Origin of the sequence: Sanguibacter keddieii DSM 10542 (assembly GCF_000024925.1) — a bacterium.
GTDB lineage: Bacteria > Actinomycetota > Actinomycetes > Actinomycetales > Cellulomonadaceae > Sanguibacter > Sanguibacter keddieii.
In genome coordinates, this window is sequence record NC_013521.1 from 90,444 (window position 1) to 110,602 (window position 20,159).

Consider the following 20,159-nt stretch of genomic DNA (forward strand, 5'->3'; position numbering starts at 1 on the left):
GGCGACGACGAGCGGGTGAGATGCGACCGTACGGTCGTGCCGTTTCCCTGCCGTTGCCCTCGGGTGTCCCCCGGGTCACCAGGTTGTCACCGCCCTCTCGCGCGGGTGTGAGAAGAAGGTCACGAGAGGGAAACCCCGCGCCGACCTCCGGGAAACACGCCGTCGATAGCGTCGGGCTCACCGACGGTCGCCCCGACCGTCAGCAGGCCAGAGGCCCGCTGCACCACCGCCACGACAGGAGCCCGACATGACCGAGACGATCGTCGCTCGCCCCCGGACCACCAGCTCCCAGCAGTGGCGGCGCGTGTGCCGCCTCGACGAGCTCGAGACCGGCTGGGGAGAGGCCGCCATGGTCGACGGCGCGCAGGTCGCGCTGTTCCGCCTCGCCGACGCCGGCGTCTACGCCGTGAGCCACCGCGACCCCGCGACCGGGTCGCACGTCATGGCCCGCGGCATCACCGGCTCCAAGACCGTCGCCTCGGGGGAGCGGGTCACCGTCGCGTCCCCGCTGCACAAGCAGGTCTACGACATCGAGACCGGCGAGTGCTTCACCAGCCCCGCGCTGCACCTGCAGACCTTCCCGACGCAGGTCGTCGACGGGTACGTCGAGGTCGCCCTCGAGGTGGCGGTCGAGGTCGAGGTGCGGGCCGCCGCGTGACGGCGCTCGACCACGGTGCCCTCCAGGCCCCTGCCGGTCCGTACGCTCGTGCGTACGCCGAGGTCGGCCGGACGCCGGTCCTCGTCGCCTGCTCGCACGGCACCTCGTCGCCCACCGGCCAGCGCGCCGTGAGCGCCCTCGTCGACGCCGTCGCGCTGCGCCGCCCCGACCTCGACGTCCTCGGGTGCTGCGTCGACGTCCAGCAGCCCGACGTCCCCACCACCCTCGGCGACATCGGCGACGAGCCCGTGCACATCGTCCCGCTGCTGCTCTCCGCCGGCTTCCACGTGTACGTCGACCTCGCCGAGGCCGCCGCAGAGGCACCCGACGCCGTGGTGCGCCCGGCCCTCGGCCCTGACCCGCGCCTCGTCCGGCAGCTCGTCGCCCGCCTCGACGAGGCCGGTCTCGCGCCGGACGACGCCGTGGTGCTGGCCGTCGCCGGGTCCTCCGACGCCCGGGCCGTCGAGGACTGCGAGGTCATGGGCCGCCTCCTCGGGCAGGCGATCGGGCGCGACGTCCTCGTCGGCTACATCTCCGCCGTCCAGCCCGCCCTGCCCGACGCCGTCGAGACCGCGCGCTCGCGCCACGGCGGGCGCCGGGTGGTCGTCGCGACCTACCTGCTGGCACCCGGCTACTTCGCGGACCTCGCGGGCCGGGCCGGGGCGGACGTCGTCACCGAGCCGCTGCTCAGCGCCGCCGACCCGGCCCCGGCCGAGATGGTCGAGCTCGTGGTGGAGCGGTACGGACTCTGAGACCGGCCGTCGTCGGGACTGCTCTTCCGCCCTGGCGAGCGCGACGGGTCATACTCGCTGCATGGAGCCTACGAACGCGACGGTCGAGGAGTCCGTCCTGACGACCGCGCTGACCAGCCGTGCGAAGGCTGCGATGGACCGAGCTGGACAGCCGACTGGTGACAGGTTCTTCCAGCAGCTCTCGGAGCGATCGATGCTCGATCAGACCGAGTGGTGATCGGTCTCGTCGACGACAACTTTTCTTGGCTCGTGCACAGTTCAGTTGGCTCGCGACGCGAGTGCGCACCCGGCGATAGGTTGGTCCCATGACTGATCCACGTGGAACCTCCCCCCTGACCGCCCTCGTCAACGGCTATGTCGTGCCCGTCTCCTCCGCCCCGGTCGAGCGCGGCACCGTCCTCCTGCGGGACGGCAAGATCGTCGCCGTGGGCGCCGACGTCGAGGTCCCGGCCGACGCGACCGTCGTCGACGTCGCCGGGAAGTGGGTCCTGCCCGGGTTCGTCGAGTCGCACGGCCACGTGGGCATCGACGAGGAGGGCAACGGCCCGATCGGCAACGACGTCAACGAGATGACCCGGCCGACCACGCCCGGTGTCCGCGCGATCGACGCCGTGAACATCGACGACGAGGGCTTCCGCGACGCGCTGTCCGGCGGCATCACCTCGGTGGTCGTCAAGCCCGGGTCGGGCAACGTCATCGGCGGGCAGACCGTCGCGATCAAGACGTGGGGCGGCCGCACCATCGACGAGCAGGTCATCAGCGAGTCGGTGAGCGTGAAGTCGGCGCTCGGCGAGAACCCCAAGCGCGTGTACGGCGAGAAGAAGCAGATGCCGTCGACCCGCCTCGGGGTCGCGTTCATCCTGCGTGAGGCCTTCGCGAAGGCCGAGCACTACGCCGCGTCGCGCGCCGCGGCGGAGAAGAAGGGCGAGCCCTTCGCCCGCGACCTCGACCTCGAGGTGCTCGCCCGCGTGCTCGACGGCGAGCTCGCCTGGGACCAGCACGTGCACCGCCACGACGACATCGCCACCGCGATCCGCCTCGCCGACGAGTTCGGCTACCGCCTGGTCATCAACCACGGCACCGAGGGCCACAAGCTCGCCGACGTCCTCGCCGAGCGCGACATCCCGGTGATCTACGGCCCCATGCTCACCAACCGCAGCAAGGTCGAGCTCCGCGACCGTGCGATCACCAACCTCGTGGCCCTCGCGAAGGCCGGCGTCCGCGTCGCCATCACCACCGACCACCCGGTGATCCCCATCAACCTGCTCATCACCCAGGCGACGCTCGCGGTCCGCGACGGCCTGCCGCGCGAGACGGCCCTCGAGGCGCTCACCACGAACCCCGCGTCGTTCCTCGGCCTCGACGGACGCATCGGCGCCCTCGCCGAGGGCCTCGACGCCGACGTCGTCGTGTGGTCGGGCGACCCCCTCGACGCGATGTCCCGTGCCGAGCGCGTGTTCATCGACGGGCGCGAGGTCTTCACCTGGGACGCCGAGGCCCACGTCGGCCGCGCCGTCGAGCGCCTCGGTCGCACCGCCGGCTGACGGGCGGGGCGGGATGGTCTCTGACGAGCGCACGTCGCCCGGTCCGCTGCGGCTGCCGGAGCTGACCGGGCCGCGGGTGCGTCTGCGGGCTTGGCGGGCGACGGACACGCACGCGGTCCGGGAGGCGTCGTACGACCCGCTCATCCCGCTCATCACGTCCGTACCGTCGGTCGACAGCGAGGACGAGGCGCTCGCCTTCGTCGAGCGCCAGCACGACCGGCTGCGCACCCGTGCCGGGTACGCCTTCGCGATCGCCGACGCTGACGACCGTGCGGTCGGCCACGCCATCCTCCAGCTCCGTCTGGCGGAGGGGGCGCGCGGCAGCGTCGGCTACTGGGTGTGCCCGTCGCAGCGCCGTCGTGGGTACGCGGCCGAGGCGCTGCAGACGCTCACGGCGTGGGCGGTAGACCTCCCGGAGCTCGACCGGCTCGAGCTGTACGTCGAGCCGTGGAACGAGGGGTCGTGGCGCGCTGCCGAGTCGGCCGGCTACGAGCGAGAGGGTCTGCTCCGCGCCTGGGAGCGGGTCGCCGGGGTGTCCCGCGACATGTACATGTACGGGCAGCTGACCTCGCAGGGATCGGCCCGCGGCGAACACGGCTCCTCCTGAGCCCTGCGCGGTGGCCCCGGCGGGCGCGCCGCTGCAAGACTGAGGCCGACCGCAGCGGCGCACGGTGCGCGGTCGGGACGAGAGGACGGATCGATGACGGACAGCACGCATCCTGACGACAGCACGCAGCAGAGCGCCCTCGGTGCGGCGGACGGCGTGGCGGACGACGCCGCGCGCTGGACGAGCCTGCGGGTGCGCCTGGTGGCCGACGACGCGCTCATCCGCGCCGAGGTCGGCCCCGACGGGCTCACCTACGACCAGGCGCACGACGCGGTCCAGGCCGAGCTCGACGCGCTCCCGGAGGCGGAAGGGCTCGCCGCGCAGTGGCACGACGTGAGCGTCGGCGAGACCGTCTACACGCCGACCTCCGAGGGGATGGCGCTCTGGGCGCTCGTCGAGCACGACGGGGACCCGGTGGCTGCGGCGAACGCCTGGCTCGAGGACTACGCGGCGCGGATCCGTGCGACCGGCATGCCGGTCCAGGTCGCCCGGGTCGTCGGGCCGTCCGGCGAGCCGGGGTAGGTCCAGCACCTGCAGGCGCGGTCGGGTCGGCAGGCGCCGTCGCGCCTCAGGCCCGGTTGAGCGTACGCTCGTACCTATGAGCATCATCGAACCCGGCGACGACCGCACCATGTACCAGCGCATGCTGGACGGCGACCTCTACATCGCCGACGACCCGCAGATCGGCGAGACGATCGCGAAGACCCAGGACCTCCAGCAGGCCTACAACGCGACGACCGCCCGGCAGGGACCGCTGCGCCGGCTCATCCTCGACGACCTCCTCGGCTCGGTGGGCGAGGAGACCGAGCTCCGGCCGCCGGTCTACGTCGACCTCGGGAAGAACATCACCTTCGGTGCCCGGTGCTTCACCAACTTCAACCTCACGGCGCTCGACGTCGCCCCGATCACCATCGGCGACGACGTCCTCATCGGCCCGAACGTCCAGCTCCTCACACCCACGCACCCCGTCGAGCCCGGCCCGCGCCGCGACAAGTGGGAGGCGGCGCTGCCCATCACCATCGGCGACAACGTGTGGCTCGGCGGCGGCGTCATCGTGTGCCCCGGGGTCACCATCGGCGAGAACTCGGTGATCGGTGCGGGCTCCGTGGTCACCAAGGACGTCCCGGCGAACGTCGTCGCCGTCGGCAACCCGGCCCGGGTGATCCGCGAGATCTGAGGCCTGGCCGCGTCAGCCCTCGTTGATCCCCGCGGGCAGGGCGAGGATGACGGCGTGGTCCTTGTCGATCTCGCCCATCTTGGCCGCGCCGCCGGGCGAGCCGAGGTCGTCGAAGAACTCCACGTTCGCCTTGTAGTACTCCGACCACTCGTCAGGCACGTCGTCCTCGTAGTAGATCGCCTCGACCGGGCACACCGGCTCGCACGCACCGCAGTCCACGCACTCGTCCGGGTGGATGTACAGCGACCTCTTGCCCTCGTAGATGCAGTCCACGGGGCACTCCTCGATGCACGCCTTGTCCTTGACGTCGACACAGGGCTGCGCGATCACGTAGGTCATGGGCCTCCGTCCGTAGGTGGGCACCCGGCACCGGGCGCTCTCCCCTCCACGGTACGACCTCAACGGCGGTTGAGGTCCAGTCGGGGAGCAGGACGGGGGCCGGACGCCCGGATCAGGACTGGTCGTCGCCCCGGGGTCGTCGGCTGAAGGTCAGGTGCACCACGCCGCTCGGCGAGGGTGTCGCCTCGACCTCGAAGCGCTGCTCCAGCCCTTCGAGGCCGTCCCAGAGCCGCTCGCCGCGCCCGAGGACGACGGGGACGAGGGCCACGTGCATCTCGTCGACGAGGTCGGCCGCCAGGAACTGACGGACCGTGCTCGCGCCACCGCCGATCCTGACGTCGAGGTCGCCCGCCAGGTCCCGGGCCAGCTCGAGGGCCTCGGCCGGGCCTGCGTCGACGAAGTGGAAGGTGGTCCCGCCCGCCATCTCCAGGGTCGGGCGCGGGCGGTGGGTGAGGACCACCACCGGGGTGTGGAAGGGCGGGTCCTCGCCCCACCAGCCCCGCCACTCCTCGCCGTCCGCGAGCCCGCGCCGGGGCTCGAACTTGTTCCGCCCCATGATCTCGACGCCGATCCCGTCGGCCCACCGGCTCGCGAAGACCTCGTCGACGCCGGTCGACCCCTCGCCGCCGCCGTGCAGCCCCATCCGCGTGAAGGTCCGGGTGGGGAAGGCCCACTCCATCAGACGTGACCCGGCATGACCGAAGGGCGCGTCGAGCGACTGCCCCTCGCCCGTGCCGAAGCCGTCGAGCGACACCGAGAAGTTGTGGACACGGACTCGGGACATGCTGCCTCCAGGTCTGCGGTCGGCGGTCCGTGGCCGTGCGGGAGGTCGCGCGTCGGTGCGCGACCGTGCGGGCTGCCGTCGTCCTGTCGACCGTATCGCCGGTGCCCTGCGGTGTCGACGGTGCCTGACGGTCAGGCGCTCCGTCGAGCGCTCGAGCACCCTTTCCGAGCCCCCCCGAGAGGTAGGACGGAGGCCAGAAAGTCCACCCCTCGCGGGCATGATCATGCACACGCCTCGCCAGGCATGCCACGGGGCACGAGAGCGGATAAGTTCTAGGTGCTGCCCTGTGCCGGTCTTGAGACCGTGCCACCGCTCGCCCCGCGAGCCGGACCACGGCGCACCTGCTCATCCGTCGCTGACGCCGACGGCGCTCTCCCTCCACACCACCGCCCACACCTCCGCGACGCTGCGACCGCAGCCGAGCGTTGCGTGTCGTGCGACCATCCCTGAACGGAACACATGTCTTCGCACGCCACCCGGCGCGACTGGATCGTCCTCGCGACGGTCGCGCTCGTCCAGCTCGTCGTCGTCCTCGACGGCACCATCGTCACCATCGCCCTCCCGCAGGCGCAGGCCGACCTCGCGCTCTCCGACAGCGAGCGGTCCTGGGTCGTCACGGCCTACGCGCTCGCCTTCGGCGGTCTGCTGCTCCTCGGCGGACGCCTGGTCAACTACCTCGGCCTCAAGAAGGCCTTCATGATCGGCATCGTCGGCTTCGCGATCGCCTCCGGCTTCGGCGGCATCGTGCAGAACGGCACCGAGCTGATCATCGCCCGCGGACTGCAGGGCGTGTTCGCCGCGCTGCTCGCGCCGGCTGCCCTCGCGATCCTCACCCTGACCTTCACGTCCGGGCGCGAGCGCAACATCGCCTTCGCCGTGTTCGGCACCGTCGCCGGAGTCGGCGCAGCGATCGGCCTGCTCCTCGGCGGCCTGCTCACCGAGTACGCGACCTGGCGCTGGTGCCTGCTCATCAACGTCCCGATCGCGGTGCTCATCGTCGTGGTCGGCTCGGTCACCCTCCAGCACTCGCCGCCGGACCGTGAGAAGCCGATCGACGGCTGGGGTGCGCTCCTCGTGGTCCTCGGCCTCGGCGCCGTGGTGTTCGGCCTCACCGAGGCCGAGAAGAGCTGGACCTCCCCGCAGGTGATCGTCTCGCTCGTGCTCGGGGTGCTGCTCGTGGTCGCCTTCGTGATCACGCAGACTCGTCGCGCCAACCCGCTGCTGCCGCTGCGCGTCGTCACCCACCGGGTGCGGGGGACGGCCTTCAGCATCCAGGCCATCGCCGGTGCCGTGATGATCGGCTCGATGCTCTACCTGACGCTGCACCTGCAGGTCGTCCTCGGGATGAAGCCCTTCGAGGCGGGTCTGGCGACCCTCCCGCAGACGGTGCTCATCATGATCGTGGCGGGTGTGGGCTCGCGATACCTCGAGGCCATCGGCCCCAAGCCGTTCCTCGTCCTCGGTCCGGTCCTCACCGGCGCCGGTCTCTTCTGGCTCTCGTTCATCACGGCCGACGGTGGCTACGCGACGCACGTCCTGCCCGGCCTCGCCCTCACCGGCGTCGGCATGGGCATGGTGTTCCTGCCGCTGCAGAACGTCGCGCTGCGTGGCGTGAGCCCTCACGACGCCGGTGTCGCCGGCGCCCTGTCGACCGCCTCGATGCAGATCGGCGGCTCGGTGGGCCTGGCCGTCTGGACCACGGTCGCGGCCGGTGCGACCGGCACCGCCATGACGCTCGACGCCCTCGTCGACGGCTACTCGGCCGTGTTCGTCGGCAGCGCGGGCCTCATGGTGCTCGGTGCGGTCATCGCGCTCGTCGCGCTGCCCAAGCACGACCGCGCGGCCGTCGCCGCCGAGGAGAAGGTCATGGTCCCGACGGGCCACTGACGCCGAGGCTGGTCAGCCCGCGGTCGACGAGCGCGACGACCCAGTCGAAGCTCTCGTCGACGTCGGTGTCGAGCCGGAACCCGCCCGTCACCTCGAGGGTCGCGAAGCCGTGCAGCACGCTGCGCAGCATGCGGAGCGCGTGGACCTCCTGGGCCGGGTCGACCCGGTACCCGCGCAGCACGGCGGCGAGCGAGTCGAGCAGCCGGCCGCTCGCCGCCACGAAGGGGTCGTCCGGGTCGCTCGGGCGGGCGCTGTTCGCCGCGTCGTACCGGCCGGTGTGCTCACGGGCGAAGGTCCTCATGGCGGCCGCCGCGGCGACCAGGGCGTCACGCCCCGACCGCCCCTGCGTGGCGTCGCGCACGGCGTCGGCGAGCTCGTTCGCGCCGAGCACCGCGATGCGGTGGGCGAGGTCGGCCTGGCCGTCGACGTGCTTGTACAGCGACGGTGTCTTGACCCCGAGCCGCTCGGCGAGGAGCCCCATGCTGAGCCGGTCGAACCCGACCTCGTCGGCGAGGTCAGCACCCGCCTCGGTGACGGATGCGGGGGCGAGCCCGGCCCTAGCCACGGGCGTGGGCCTTCGCGAGGAACGGCAGGACCAGGGCGAGGACCTCGTCGGGGGTCTCCGTGTGCGGGTAGTGGCCGGCACCCTCGATCACGGCGAGCTCGCCGAGGCCGTCGGGCAGGTCGGCGAGGATGCGCTCGCCCTCGGCACGCGGGTCGGACCAGTCCGGGTCGGCGCTGCCCTCGACGACGAGCACGGGACAGCGGACTCCTCCGAGGTGGGCGCCGGCGTCGACCGGGCTCGTCTGGCACATCTTCTGCAGCACCTTCATGCGACCAGCCTCGCTCATGGTCGCCTCGATGTGCGCCAGCCCGGCGTCCCAGTCGGCCGGCTTGGTCGGCACGGCGACGTCGAGGTACTTCTTCCAGGCGGTGAGGCTGCCGGTCGCGAGGACCTGGGCGAGCCGCGCGAAGCCCTTGCGGTAGGCCGGAGACCGCAGCAGGCCACCGAGGTCGACCATCGGCTGCTTGCGGGTGAAGGGTGCGAGCTCGACGATGCCGACGACGAGGTCCGGAGCGGTCGCCGCCGCGATGGTCGCGGCCCCTCCGCTGAGGGACTGCCCGACGACCACGGCCGGTCCGCCGAGGTGACGGACCAGCGCGACGAGGTCCCCGGCGATGTCGGTCCGGCTGTAGCCGTCCCACTCCACGCTGGACTCTCCGCACCCGCGGATGTCGACGTTCGCGACCCGGTACCCGGCGGCGACCAGACCGGGGACCACGTGCCGGTAGGAGTTCCGGGTGTCACCCATGCCGTGGGCGAGGACGACGAGAGGGCCCTCGCCGACCAGGTCGTACGCGAGGGTGCTGGTGCCGATGCTCAGATGCTGGGTCATGGTGTCCTCCGGTGCGGTGCCCCATATGGCTAATGCTCTTAGCCTGAGGCTAGCGGCGTTAGCCAAAGTCGTCAAGAGGTGCTTCCCGACTGCACCTGGACCGCCCCCGACCTGCACGCCCAGCAGTGCTGTGGTGGACTCGGACGATGAGGACGACACAGCGCACCGCCCTGTCCATCGCCCTGCTGGGCGCCGGTCTCGCTCTCGTCGGGTGCTCGTCCGGCGACGAGGATGCGGCGACCACGGACCCCACGTCGACGGCCGCGACCACGGACGAGGCCACGCCGACCGACGACGCGACCGAGCCGGCAGCCCCGGAGACCGCCACGACGGAACCCGCCGAGGGGCCCGAGGACGGCGGGCTCATGGACGGGACCCAGCCGGTCGACATCCAGTCCTACGCCGGGACCTACCTCGCTCCCACGGTCGAGGGAGGCGTCGCCCTGGTCCCGGACCCCGCTGCCAACGAGGTGCCTGCGCAGTGGGTCGTCACCCCGGTCGAGGGAGGAGGCATCGGGTACCAGATCGTCACGGTCGCGGAGACCGACGGGCAGCCGACCTGCCTCACCGTGCCGTTCGGCGGTGACCCGTCGACCACGTCCTGCGACGCCGCGGACCCCGACCAGGTGTTCGTCGTGACGCCGCTCGACAGCCCGGAGCAGGTGGCGCTCACCAACCCCGCCGGCTACCTCGGTGTCGACACGGAGAGCGGCAACCTCGCCGTCTACGACACGGGCGACCAGCTGAGCAGCACCTTCACGCTCGTCGCGCAGTAGGCGACGGCCTAGGGTGGTGCGGTGACTTCTCCCGCCCCTGCCCCGACCGTCTCCGTGCGACGACGAGCCTCGCTCGTCCTCGCCGCCGGCCTGGTGGCCGGGTCCGCCCTCCTCGCCGCCCCTGCGGCCCAGGCCGTCGACACAGGGCGCGGAGAGGTCGTCGCCCAGGTGCAGGTGGCTGGCAGCCAGACTGCTGAGGCCTTCGAGGCGCCGCTCGTCGACGCGCTCGCCAGTACCGACGCGGCGTCGACCACGCCCCCCGAGGCGAGCACCTCCCCCTCCGGCGGCTACGCCTGGCTCGCCGCAGCCGGGTTCGTCCTGCTCGTCGTCGGGTCGATCGGCCGGATCGTCGGGCTGCGCATCCTCTACAAGAACCGCAAGAACAAGGGGCTCTGACCTCGGCTCAGCCCCCGGCGAGGAGCTTCCTGATCCTCTTCTCGCTCACCGGCCCGTCGGTGCCGAGCTGCTGGGCGAACAGCGAGACGCGCAGCTCCTCGATCATCCAGCGAGCCTGCGCGAGCTCCGAGGCCCGTGCGGGGTCCGGGCGGCCTGCCGCGTACGCGGCGCGGGCCGCGTCGTAGGCATCCTCGACGTCGTGCACCTTCCACGCGAGCTCGGCGTCGCGGTTCGGGTTGCTCGCGGCCTTCTCGAGCCGGTAGGACGCCGCGCGCAGGTAGCGCGCGAGGTGCGGCAGGCGTCCTGGCGGCGTCGCCGCCACGAAGCCGTCGTAGACGAGCCCCGCGACGTGGTCACGGACGTCGGCGAGGGTGTTGAGGAGCGCGAGCGAGCTCGACGACCGGATCTCGCCGTCGACGGTGCGCGCCGCGGTGAGCGCGGCGACCACGTGGCCGACCACGGTGTGGATCTCCTCCTCGAGCGCCTTCTTCACCGCCGTCCGCATGGCCGTGTACGCCGCGAGGTCGCGGACCTGGCCGGCGTCGGGCGTGAGGCACTGGACCGCGGCGAGCTGGAGGTCGGCGACGAGCGCGCCGGTGTTCTTGTACGGGCTCGCCGCGAGCGTGAGCGACTGCGTGCCGGACCACCGCGAGGTGATGCGCGACTGCTGCAGCGCGGTCTCCCCGAGCAGCAGCCGACGGACGCCACGGGTGTGCTCGACCTCCTGGCGCGACGCGTCGGCGAGCACCCGGAGCGCGACCGTGGTGGTGCTCCCCGACCTCTCCTCGACGAGCGCGGGGTAGCCGCGCACGACCATGCCGCCGGGGCCCGGGGTGTCGACCTGGGCCGGGAGCACGCCGTCGGGCAGGGCGGAGGGCCACGTCGCGAGCGAGGCGACCTCGGCGACGGTGACGCCCGTCGGTGCGTCAGGGGTCGACGCTGCTGGCGCGGTCGGTCCACCGGTCGCTGCCGCGGCCCCCGGTGCACCTGTACCGGCCTTCTGGCTCGCTGCCGCGGCGTCCTGGGCCTCCTGCTGCGCCTCGCGGAGCGCGGTGCCGACGGCGCTCTTGACCGCAGACCGGACCGCGGCCTGCGACTGCGCGGCGAGACGACGTTGGAGCGCGACGAGGTCCTTGGACTCGTCGAGCACGACCTCGCCGCGCGGGCCGGAGCCGCGTCCGCCGCGCTCCTCGAAGACCCGGAAGGTCATCCGCAGGTGCCCGGGGAGCCGCTCGCGGTCCCAGGCGTCCTCGGGGACGTCCACGTCGCGCAGCGCCTTGACCGCACGCGTGAAGGCGGACTCGTAGGACTCGGCCATGTCGCCGGCCCGGGTGACATCGCCCCAGGCCGGGGTGTTCTCGCGGATCCACGCGACGACGCCGCGGGCGACGTCCGGCGCGGGCACCAGCTGCACGCGCACCGGCTTGGGCAGCGCGCGGATGGTCGCCGTGGTGAGCTCGTCGAGCAGGCCGGGGACCATCCAGTCGAAGCCGTCGGGGACCACCCGGTTGAGCACCGAGATGGGCACGTGCACGGTGACCCCGTCAGCGTCCGTCCCGGGCTGGAACTGGTAGGTGAGGGGGAGCGTGAGGTCGCCCTGGACCCACTCCTGCGGGAAGTCCTCGGCCGACACCTCGGTGCCCTCGGGGACGAGCAGGTCGAGCGTGAAGGTCAGCAGGTCGGGGTCTTCGCGGCGCGCGGACTTCCACCACTGGTCGAAGTGCCGCGCGGACACCACGGACGCGGGGACGCGCTCGTCGTAGAAGGCGAAGAGCGCGTCGTCGTCGACCACCAGGCCACGCTGCCGGGACCTGGCCTCGAGCTCGGCCGCCTCGTCGAGCAGGCGTCGGTTGTCGGCGTAGAAGGTGTGGTGCGTGGTCCACTCGCCCTGCACCAGGGCGTGCCGGATGAACAGCTCGCGCGCCTGTTCCGGGTCCACCTTGGAGAACAGGACCTTGCGGTCGGCGACGATGGGCACGCCGTAGAGCAGCACCTTCTCGATCGCCTGCGCGGCGCCCTGCTTGCTCGACCAGTGCGGCTCGGAGTAGGTGCGCTTGACGAGGTGCGCGGCGAGGTCCTCGGCCCACTCGGGCTGGATCTTCGCGACGTCGCGGCCCCACAGGCGCGAGGTCTCGACGAGCTCGCCGGCCATCACCCAGACCGGCGGCTTCTTGGCGAGGCCGGAGCCGGGGAAGATCGCGAAGCGGGCCCCGCGCGCGCCGAGGTACTCGTTGCGCGCGAACTTCTTGGCTCGGCGGTCGGCCGCGGTCTCGCGGCCCTTGACGGCGGATGCCTTGACCTCGGTGGCCTCCTGCATACCGATCTGCGAGAGCAGCCCGGCGAGCAGCGACTGGTGGATCGTGTCGCCGTCCCACGTCTGTCGCAGGTCGAGGTCGGCCACGGGCTCGTCGGTGCTCGACCCGCCGGAGCGTCGCCCGGGGGCGTTCATGACGATGCCGAGCGGCTTGGACATGTCACGCAGCTGCCCGACGACGTCCTGCCACTCGCGGATGCGCAGGAAGTTCAGGTGCTCCGCCCGGCACAGCCGGCGGAAGGCCGAGGACGACAGGTCGCGCTGCTGGGCCCGCGCGTACTCCCAGAGGTTGAGGTAGCTGAGGAAGTCCGAGGTCGGGTCGGTGAAGCGCGCGTGCTGCTGGTCGGCCTGCGCGCGCTGCTCGGTCGGCCGCTCGCGCGGGTCCTGGATGGAGAGCGCGGCGGCGATGATCATCACCTCGCGGGCGGCGCCGCGGCGCCCGCCCTCGACGATCATGCGGGCCAGGCGCGGGTCCATGGGCAGCTGGGCGATCGCACGGCCGGTCTCGGTGAGGCGGGTCCCGCCGCCGGAGCCGAGCGCGTCGCGCGAGGCGCGCTCGTCCGACGGGGCCGACGAGCCTCCCTCGACGTGAGTGCCCGCCGGGCGGGACGTGGCCCCGCGTCGCTCGGGCTTGCGCGTCTCGAGCGCGCCGAGCTCGGTGAGCAGCTGCACGCCGTCGCGGATGGCGCGGGTGTCCGGCGGCTCGACGAAGGGGAAGCGCGCGACGTCGTCCGGGGTACGGACCACGCCGACCGAGATCATCTGCAGCAGGACCGAGGCGAGGGAGGTGCGCAGGATCTCGGGCTCGGTGAACTCGGGGCGGGAGAGGAAGTCGTCCTCGGAGTAGAGGCGGATCGCGATGCCGTCGGCGACACGGCCGCAGCGACCGGAGCGCTGGTTGGCCGACGCCTGCGCGATGGGCTCGATCGGCAGGCGCTGCACCTTGGTGGCCTTGGAGTAGCGCGAGATGCGCGCCGTGCCCGGGTCGACGACGTACCGGATGCCCGGAACGGTGAGCGAGGTCTCGGCGACGTTGGTCGACAGCACCACGCGGCGCCCGGGGTGGGACTGGAACACGCGGTGCTGCTCGGCGGCCGAGAGCCGGGCGTAGAGCGGCATGATCTCGACGTGGTCCGGGCGGCGTGGGTCGTTCACGCGTGCGCCCAGGTGGCTCGCCAGGGCGTCCTGGGCGTCGAGGATCTCGCGCTCGCCCGACAGGAACACGAGGATGTCGCCCGGTCCCTCGGCGCAGAGCTCGTCGACCGCGTCGCAGATGCCCGTCATGAGGTCGCGCTCGGCGCCCTTCTTGGCCGAGGAGTCCTCGGGTGTGAGCGGGCGGTAGCGGACCTCGACGGGGAAGGTGCGGCCGGTGACGGAGACGACGGGTGCCATGGGGGCGTCGTCGGCGGAGGTGTCATCGGTGCCGTCGACCGGCTCGGTCTGCGCAGCCGCCTTCGCTGCATCCTGCGCGTCGCGCGGGGCGAAGTGCCGGGCGAAACGGTCGGAGTCGATGGTCGCCGAGGTGATGATCACCTTGAGGTCCGGGCGCTGCGGCAGCAGCTGTGTGAGGTACCCGAGGATGAAGTCGATGTTGAGGGAGCGCTCGTGCGCCTCGTCGATGATGAGGGTGTCGTACGCGAGGAGCTGCGGGTCGCGCTGGATCTGCGCGAGCAGGATGCCGTCGGTCATCACCTTGACCAGGGTGTTCTCCGACGAGGTGTCGGTGAACCGCACCTGGTAGCCGACGATCTCGCCGAGCGGGGTGCCGATCTCCTCGGCGATGCGCTCTGCGACGGTGCGCGCCGCGATGCGGCGAGGCTGGGTGTGGCCGATCTGCCCGGCGCGGCCACGGCCCAGCTCGAGGGCGATCTTGGGGAGCTGGGTGGTCTTGCCCGAGCCGGTCTCGCCCGCGACGATGACCACCTGGTGGTCGCGGATCGCCGCCGCGATGTCCTCGCGGCGCGCCGAGACGGGCAGCTGCTCGGGGAAGACGATCGGCGGGAGGTCGACGGCGGTGCGGGCCGCCGCAGCGCGCTCCAGGCGTGCGTGGTCGACGCGCGGGCGGCGGTCACCGGTGCGGCGGTCCTTGCCTCGGCGCTCGTCGCCGCGGCGTGGCTCTCCGCGGCGCTCGCCACCTCGCTCGTCACGACGCGGGGCAGGCTCACGGGCCTCGTCGCCCTGCGCGCCAGCCGCGTCGGCAGGACGGCCGCCCGGCTCTGCAGGCTTCTCCGCGCTCTGTCCGCGTCCGCGCCCACCGCGGCCACGACGGCGTCCGCCGCCGTCTCGTCGGGTGGGTCCGCCGGCACCGGCTGCGGGCGCGTCGCTCCCCGGCCGCTGCGGGTCCTGGGGGGCGGGGGAGTTCGGTGCCGTGCTCACAACCCACCATCCTCCCAGGCGTCTGCAACTCTTTTGGCGCAGCTGTCCCGGTGCTCAGCGGCGTGCCGGTCGCCCGCACGCAGGAGGGGCGGCCCGCCGTCGTCGGCGAGCCGCCCCTCCTGGCGGTGATGTCCCTGCGGTGCTGGTCAGTCCCTGCTGAGCTGCAGCGGCACGAAGAACGCGAGGCACACGGCGACGAGACCGCCGCCGAAGAGCAGGAACTCCAGGTCAGGCGTCGTGAAGGCGACGGCCATGAGGTAGAAGCCGAGCAAGAACAGGGCGAGTGTGACGACGAACGTGATGCCGCGCATGGGCTTCCTCCAAGACTGAGATTCTCCCGGCAACGGTAGCAGGGCGGCGCTGGTCGGACCGGGTGCGTCAGCTCCAGCTGAGGGGCTGGGTGAAGTACGCGTTGTCGGGGGAGGCCATGAACGACATGTAGCTCTCGCCGTTGTACATGGCGGTCGTGATCGGCTGGTCCTTGCTGAGGCCGATGATGCAGGAGACGAGGGTCTTGGTCTCCTCGTCGTACTCGGGGAGCTGGAGCCCGCAGGTGTTCTTCGCGGCGCCGAAGCCGAACTGCCCGGTGAGGTACTCCGCGTCGGTGCCGTCCTCCATGAGCGGGAACAGGTCCGTGGTCACGGGGTCAGAGCCCTCGGGGATGTCGTAGAACCACTGCTGCTGGAACGTGATGGCGTACGGGGTGTACTCCGCGAAGTCCGCGGCGTTGCTGTACTGGTCGAAGATCGACGCGTCGAGGGCACGCACGTCCAGGACGCTCAGCGCGACCGGGCCGGTGACCTCCTGGTCGACGTAGGTGGCCGTCTGGTTCAGCCAGGCCGGCTCGCCCTTGGCGAGCGGGGTCCCGGGGTTGGTCAGTGCGCCCGGCTCGCCGAACTCGACGGCCGCGACGTCGTACTGGACCTCGAGCTGCGTGGGCTCCGAGGAGGGCTCCTCGGTGACCTCGGCCTCCGTGGTCTCGGCGTCGGCCGGGTCCGTCTCGGTGGTGCTCTCGGAAGTGCTGTCGGCACCCGCCGAGAACGGGGTCGCGTCCGACCCGGCGTCGTCGCCGCTGCAGGCGGTGAGGGTCAGCGCCGTCGCGAGGGCGAGGGCGGTGAGGGTGGCGGGGCGCGAGATCGGTCGCATCGGGGCTCCAGCAGGTGAGGGGGGTGTCGGGGTGGCTGGGACTCACCCTAGGTCGCGGGAGCGGCCAGAACCCGCCGATCAGCAGGGGAGAGCTCCCCATGCAGGTGCCGCTCTGAGGCTCTCAGCCGCAGGGACGGCGGTTCTTCACCCGCGCGTGGGACGGCCGGTCTCGGTCTCGGGGTGATGACCGGGCGGGCCCCTGAGCAGGCACGACCCGGGGCCTCTTGACCTCTCCGACGATCCCCCTTAGTCTCCATGTAATCGGTTCCATGGAAACGATTACACGACTGGTGCACCGCAGCGCCAGACGACCGAGCTCACCGAGGAGTCCGCATGTCGACGCCGACGATCCGCGATGTCGCCGCCCGAGCAGGAGTCTCGGTGGCCACCGTCTCGCGCGTCCTCTCCGAGGACCCCCGCACCTCCGCCTCGGCTCGCGAGAAGGTCTTCGCCGCCGCCTCCGAGATGGGCTTCCGCCCCAACGCGCAGGCACGGTCGCTGCGCCGCACCCGCACCGACACCATCGGCGTGCTGCTCTCCGACGTCCGCAACCCCTTCTTCGCCGAGATCGCGCACACCGTCGCGCAGACCGCGCTCGAGTCCGACATCGCCACGCTGCTCTGCAACGCCGACGAGTCGACCGAGCAGCAGGACCACGCACTCGACCTCCTCGTGTCCCAGCGCGTCGACGGCATCATCGTCACCCCGCAGGGCGACGGCTCCGGGTCGCTACGCGACGTGCTCAAGCTGGGCCTGCCCGTCGTGTTCGTCGACCGCGTCATCGACGGCGTCGACGTCCCGAGCGTCACCTCCGACAACCGGTCGGGCGTCACCGCGGCCGTGGAGCACCTCGCGGCCCTCGGGCACCGCCGGGTCGGCTTCGTCGCCGGACCGCAGGAGACCTCGACCGGGCGCGAGCGCCTCGTCGCGTACCGGGAGGCGATCGCCGCGGCAGGCCTCGACGCCGACCCGGCGCTCGTCTACCAGGGCGACTTCCGCGTCGCCTCGGGCGTCGCCGGTGCCCGCGCGCTCCTCGACCTCGACGACGCCCCGACCGCGCTCGTCGCGGCCGACTCGCTCATGACCTTCGGCGTCCTCCAGGAGTGCCAGGACCGCGGCGTGCGCATCGGCGACGACGTCTCGGTGATCGGCTACGACGACATCGACTCCTTCCGGCTCGTGAACCCGCCGGTGACCGTGATCGCGCACGACCCCGCCCGCATGGGGGCGCTCGCCGTCGCCATGATCCGTGACCTGCTCGCCGGCGAGCCGGTCACCTCGGCCGTGCTGGCCTCGAACCTCGTCGAGCGCGCCTCGACCGGACCCGCCAGGAGGAGCGCATGACCGCCGCAGCACCCGTCCCCGCCAGCGAGCCGTCTGGCGGTCGGGCGTCAGGCCCGGCTCGCAGCCGGACGTCCGTCCCGGCCCCCGCGCCGGTGCTCACCCTCGACTCGGTCTCGAAGTCCTTCGGCCCCGTCGACGTCCTCAAGGACATCACCGTCCACGTCCGCCCGGGCCGCGTCCAGGTGCTGCTCGGCGAGAACGGCGCCGGGAAGTCCACGCTCATCAAGATGATGTCCGGGATCTACCAGCCCGACGGCGGCCGCGTGGTCGTCGACGGCAAGCCGGTGCACCTGGGGAGCGTCCGCGACGCCGAGCGCCTGGGCATCGCGACCATCCACCAGGAGCTCAACCTCGTGCCCAGCATGACCGTGGCCGAGAACGTCCTCATGGGCCGGCTGCCCTCCCGCGGCGGCTTCGTGTCGCGCCGGACCATGCGCCGGCTCGCCCGCGAGGCCCTCGACCGCGTCCGTCTGGACGTCAGCCTCGACACCCCCGTCGGCGAGCTCGGCATCGCCCGCCAGCAGCTCGTCGAGATCGCCAAGGCGCTGAGCCTCAACGCCCGCGTGCTCATCCTCGACGAACCGACCGCCGCCCTCACCGGCAGCGAGACCGAGGTGCTGTTCGGCGTGGTCGAAGAGCTCCGGCGCGACGACGTCGCCATGGTGTTCATCAGCCACCACCTCGAGGAGATCGCCGCGATCGGCGACGAGGTGAGCGTCCTGCGCGACGGCGCCCTCGTCGCCGAGGTCCCCGCGTCCACGCACGAGGACGAGCTGGTCCGCCTCATGGTCGGCCGCGACATCACCGAGCAGTACCCCCGCCGGACGCACACCCCCGGCGACGAGGTCCTGCTCGACGTCCGTGGCCTGTCCCGGACCGGCGTGCTGCACGACATCGACGTGCAGGTCCGTGCCGGCGAGGTCGTCGGCGTCGCCGGGCTGGTCGGCGCCGGCCGCACGGAGCTGCTCCGCGCCATCGCCGGGGCCGACCCCTACGACGCCGGCACCGTGCACGTCGACGGGCAGCGGCTGCCGCCACGCTCGGTCGGCAGCGCCGTCGCCGCCGGCATCGGCCACGTCCCCGAGGACCGCAAGGGCCAGGGCCTCGTGCTCGACGCCTCGGTCGCCGAGAACCTCGGCTACGCGACGCTCGCCGCGACCTCCCGTGCCGGGTTCGCCGACCGGCGCGGCCAGCGCAGCCGCGCGCAGGAGGTCGCGTCCCGCCTGCGCATCCGCATGCGCGACGTCGACCAGGCGGCCCGCGACCTGTCCGGAGGCAACCAGCAGAAGATCGTCTTCGGCCGCTGGGTGCTCGCCGGCTCCCGCGTGCTGCTGCTCGACGAGCCGACCCGCGGCGTCGACGTCGGCGCCCGCGTCGAGATCTACGAGCTCATCAACGCCGTCGCCGCCGCCGGCGGCGCCGTCCTGCTGGTCTCCAGCGACCTCCCCGAGGTCCTGGGCGTCAGCGACCGCGTCCTGGTGATGAGCGGCGGCCGGCTCACCGGTGAGCTGCCCGCCGCGACCGCCACCCAGGACCAGGTGATGGCCCTGGCCGTCAAGCACGCGGACGACGACGACCACGTCGCCCCCTCCCACGGACCCGAAGGGAGCCCCTCATGAGCGGCTCGAGCACCACCGCACCCACCAAGACCCCGGCGACCTCGACGAGTGGGAGCCGACTGCGGCTGCCCGGCCTCCAGGGCCAGCTGGCCACGACGCTGCTGCCCTTCATCGGGCTGCTCGTCCTCTGCCTCGTGCTGTTCATCCTCACCCCGAACTTCCTCACCTACGGCAACCTGCTCAACGTCGGCGTCCAGGCCTCGACCATCGCGGTGATGGCCTTCGGCATGACCTTCGTGATCGTCGCCGGCGGCATCGACCTGTCGGTCGGCTCCGTGGCGGCGCTCTCCGGGATGCTCTCCGCCTGGATGTTCGCCACCGCGGACCTGCCCGGGTGGCTGGCGCTCGTCGGCGGCCTGCTCACCGGCCTGGTGGCCGGCGCCGTCTCCGGGTTCGCGGTCGCCTACGGGAAGCTGCCTGCCTTCATCGCGACCCTCGCCATGCTGTCGGTGGCCCGCGGCCTCACCCTCGTGATCTCCGACGGCCGTCCCATCCGCACGTCGCCCGCGGTCTCCTGGCTCGGCAGCGACGTCCTCGGTGTCCCGGTGCCGATCATCGTGCTGGCCGTCGCCGGCATCGTCACCGCCGTGATCCTCAACCGCACCGTGATCGGCCGCTCGATGTACGCGGTCGGTGGCAACGAGGAGGCCGCACGCCTGTCCGGCATCCCCGTCAAGCGCGTCCTGGTCACCGTGTTCGCGCTGTCCGGGCTGTTCGCGGCCCTCGCCGGGATGCTCATCGCCGGACGCCTCGACTCCGCCCAGCCGCAGGCCGCCTCGGGCTACGAGCTCGACGCGATCGCCGCCGTCGTCATCGGCGGGGCGTCGCTGTCCGGCGGTGTCGGCAGGGCCTCAGGCACCCTCGTCGGTGCGCTGATCCTCGCCGTCATCCGCAACGGCCTCAACGTCCTCGGCGTCTCGTCGTTCTGGCAGCAGGTCGTCATCGGCCTCGTCATCGCGCTCGCCGTCCTCGTCGACGTGCTGCGCCGCCGCGGCACCCGCACCTGACCTCGGCCGACCGGCCCACCCTGAACTCACCCCTGA

General features: G+C 72.4%; 20 protein-coding genes. 13 read left to right on the top strand and 7 right to left on the bottom strand.

Going from position 1 to position 20,159, the window contains the following annotated elements; all coding sequences use genetic code 11:
• Window positions 1-247: 247 nt before the first annotated feature.
• From nirD to SKED_RS00450, 7 genes are all read left to right on the top strand, one after another.
• Window positions 248-658: a nitrite reductase small subunit NirD gene (gene nirD / locus SKED_RS00425; RefSeq protein WP_012865129.1), complete on the top strand. Its 411-nt coding sequence runs from the start codon at window positions 248-250 to the stop codon at window positions 656-658.
• Entirely contained in the window at window positions 655-1,410 is a 756-nt protein-coding gene (locus SKED_RS00430; RefSeq protein WP_012865130.1) for a sirohydrochlorin chelatase, read from the top strand. The genes nirD and SKED_RS00430 overlap by 4 nt, the downstream gene beginning before the upstream one ends.
• 61 nt (window positions 1,411-1,471) lie before the next feature.
• Window positions 1,472-1,627, top strand: a complete 156-nt coding sequence (locus SKED_RS20180; RefSeq protein ID WP_012865131.1) for a hypothetical protein — start codon at window positions 1,472-1,474, stop codon at window positions 1,625-1,627.
• 88 nt (window positions 1,628-1,715) lie between these two features.
• Window positions 1,716-2,954 (top strand): amidohydrolase, encoded by a 1,239-nt coding sequence (locus SKED_RS00435; protein ID WP_012865132.1) that lies wholly within the window; start codon window positions 1,716-1,718, stop codon window positions 2,952-2,954.
• A 13-nt stretch (window positions 2,955-2,967) separates the two neighbouring features.
• On the top strand, window positions 2,968-3,561 hold the full coding sequence (locus tag SKED_RS00440) for a GNAT family N-acetyltransferase (protein ID WP_012865133.1): 594 nt from the start codon (window positions 2,968-2,970) through the stop codon (window positions 3,559-3,561).
• Window positions 3,562-3,654: 93 nt separating this feature from the next.
• Window positions 3,655-4,083, top strand: a complete 429-nt coding sequence (locus SKED_RS00445; protein ID WP_012865134.1) for a hypothetical protein — start codon at window positions 3,655-3,657, stop codon at window positions 4,081-4,083.
• Between the two features lie 76 nt (window positions 4,084-4,159).
• Window positions 4,160-4,738: a sugar O-acetyltransferase gene (locus SKED_RS00450; RefSeq protein ID WP_012865135.1), complete on the top strand. Its 579-nt coding sequence runs from the start codon at window positions 4,160-4,162 to the stop codon at window positions 4,736-4,738.
• Between the two features lie 12 nt (window positions 4,739-4,750).
• Here SKED_RS00450 and fdxA read toward each other — a convergent pair whose 3' ends face one another.
• Both fdxA and SKED_RS00460 read right to left on the bottom strand, forming a co-directional pair.
• Window positions 4,751-5,077 carry a ferredoxin gene (gene fdxA, locus SKED_RS00455; protein ID WP_012865136.1) on the bottom strand — a complete coding sequence of 109 codons (327 nt, stop codon included), beginning with the start codon at window positions 5,075-5,077 and terminating at the stop codon, window positions 4,751-4,753.
• A gap of 112 nt (window positions 5,078-5,189) precedes the next feature.
• Window positions 5,190-5,861 (bottom strand): dihydrofolate reductase family protein, encoded by a 672-nt coding sequence (locus SKED_RS00460; RefSeq protein WP_012865137.1) that lies wholly within the window; start codon window positions 5,859-5,861, stop codon window positions 5,190-5,192.
• Between the two features lie 459 nt (window positions 5,862-6,320).
• On the opposite strand from SKED_RS00460, the gene SKED_RS00465 reads away from it, so the two are divergent.
• Window positions 6,321-7,748 (top strand): MFS transporter, encoded by a 1,428-nt coding sequence (locus SKED_RS00465; RefSeq protein WP_012865138.1) that lies wholly within the window; start codon window positions 6,321-6,323, stop codon window positions 7,746-7,748.
• Here the strand turns inward: SKED_RS00465 and SKED_RS00470 are convergent.
• Window positions 7,726-8,313, bottom strand: coding sequence for a TetR/AcrR family transcriptional regulator (locus SKED_RS00470; protein ID WP_012865139.1), 588 nt, complete (start codon window positions 8,311-8,313; stop codon window positions 7,726-7,728). The two genes, SKED_RS00465 and SKED_RS00470, sit on opposite strands and share 23 nt — an antisense overlap.
• Entirely contained in the window at window positions 8,306-9,145 is an 840-nt protein-coding gene (locus SKED_RS00475) for an alpha/beta fold hydrolase (RefSeq protein WP_012865140.1), read from the bottom strand. The genes SKED_RS00470 and SKED_RS00475 overlap by 8 nt, the downstream gene beginning before the upstream one ends.
• 146 nt (window positions 9,146-9,291) lie before the next feature.
• Here SKED_RS00475 and SKED_RS00480 point away from each other — a divergent pair, with 146 nt between their 5' ends.
• Together SKED_RS00480 and SKED_RS00485 are read left to right on the top strand one after the other, a co-directional pair.
• Entirely contained in the window at window positions 9,292-9,921 is a 630-nt protein-coding gene (locus SKED_RS00480) for a hypothetical protein (RefSeq protein WP_012865141.1), read from the top strand.
• Window positions 9,922-9,942: 21 nt separating this feature from the next.
• The gene (locus SKED_RS00485; protein WP_143755603.1) at window positions 9,943-10,317 is read left to right on the top strand and encodes a hypothetical protein; all 375 of its coding nucleotides are present in this window, start codon (window positions 9,943-9,945) and stop codon (window positions 10,315-10,317) included.
• Window positions 10,318-10,324: 7 nt separating this feature from the next.
• On the opposite strand, the gene hrpA is transcribed toward SKED_RS00485, so the two are convergent.
• The 3 genes from hrpA to SKED_RS20190 all read right to left on the bottom strand — a co-directional run bounded on the left by hrpA (window position 10,325) and on the right by SKED_RS20190 (window position 16,153).
• Window positions 10,325-15,007, bottom strand: a complete 4,683-nt coding sequence (hrpA, locus tag SKED_RS00490) for an ATP-dependent RNA helicase HrpA (RefSeq protein ID WP_012865143.1) — start codon at window positions 15,005-15,007, stop codon at window positions 10,325-10,327.
• A gap of 146 nt (window positions 15,008-15,153) precedes the next feature.
• Window positions 15,154-15,318: a hypothetical protein gene (locus tag SKED_RS20185; RefSeq protein ID WP_012865144.1), complete on the bottom strand. Its 165-nt coding sequence runs from the start codon at window positions 15,316-15,318 to the stop codon at window positions 15,154-15,156.
• Window positions 15,319-15,385: 67 nt separating this feature from the next.
• Window positions 15,386-16,153 (bottom strand): hypothetical protein, encoded by a 768-nt coding sequence (locus SKED_RS20190; protein WP_012865145.1) that lies wholly within the window; start codon window positions 16,151-16,153, stop codon window positions 15,386-15,388.
• A 333-nt stretch (window positions 16,154-16,486) separates the two neighbouring features.
• Here SKED_RS20190 and SKED_RS00500 point away from each other — a divergent pair, with 333 nt between their 5' ends.
• From SKED_RS00500 to SKED_RS00510, 3 genes are read left to right on the top strand one after another with little or no spacing between them, the layout of a single operon-like run.
• On the top strand, window positions 16,487-17,497 hold the full coding sequence (locus tag SKED_RS00500) for a LacI family DNA-binding transcriptional regulator (protein ID WP_012865146.1): 1,011 nt from the start codon (window positions 16,487-16,489) through the stop codon (window positions 17,495-17,497).
• Window positions 17,494-19,116: a sugar ABC transporter ATP-binding protein gene (locus tag SKED_RS00505; protein ID WP_012865147.1), complete on the top strand. Its 1,623-nt coding sequence runs from the start codon at window positions 17,494-17,496 to the stop codon at window positions 19,114-19,116. The genes SKED_RS00500 and SKED_RS00505 overlap by 4 nt, the downstream gene beginning before the upstream one ends.
• Window positions 19,113-20,123 (top strand): ABC transporter permease, encoded by a 1,011-nt coding sequence (locus SKED_RS00510; protein WP_012865148.1) that lies wholly within the window; start codon window positions 19,113-19,115, stop codon window positions 20,121-20,123. Before SKED_RS00505 ends, SKED_RS00510 begins: the two co-directional genes overlap by 4 nt.
• Window positions 20,124-20,159: the final 36 nt, after the last annotated feature.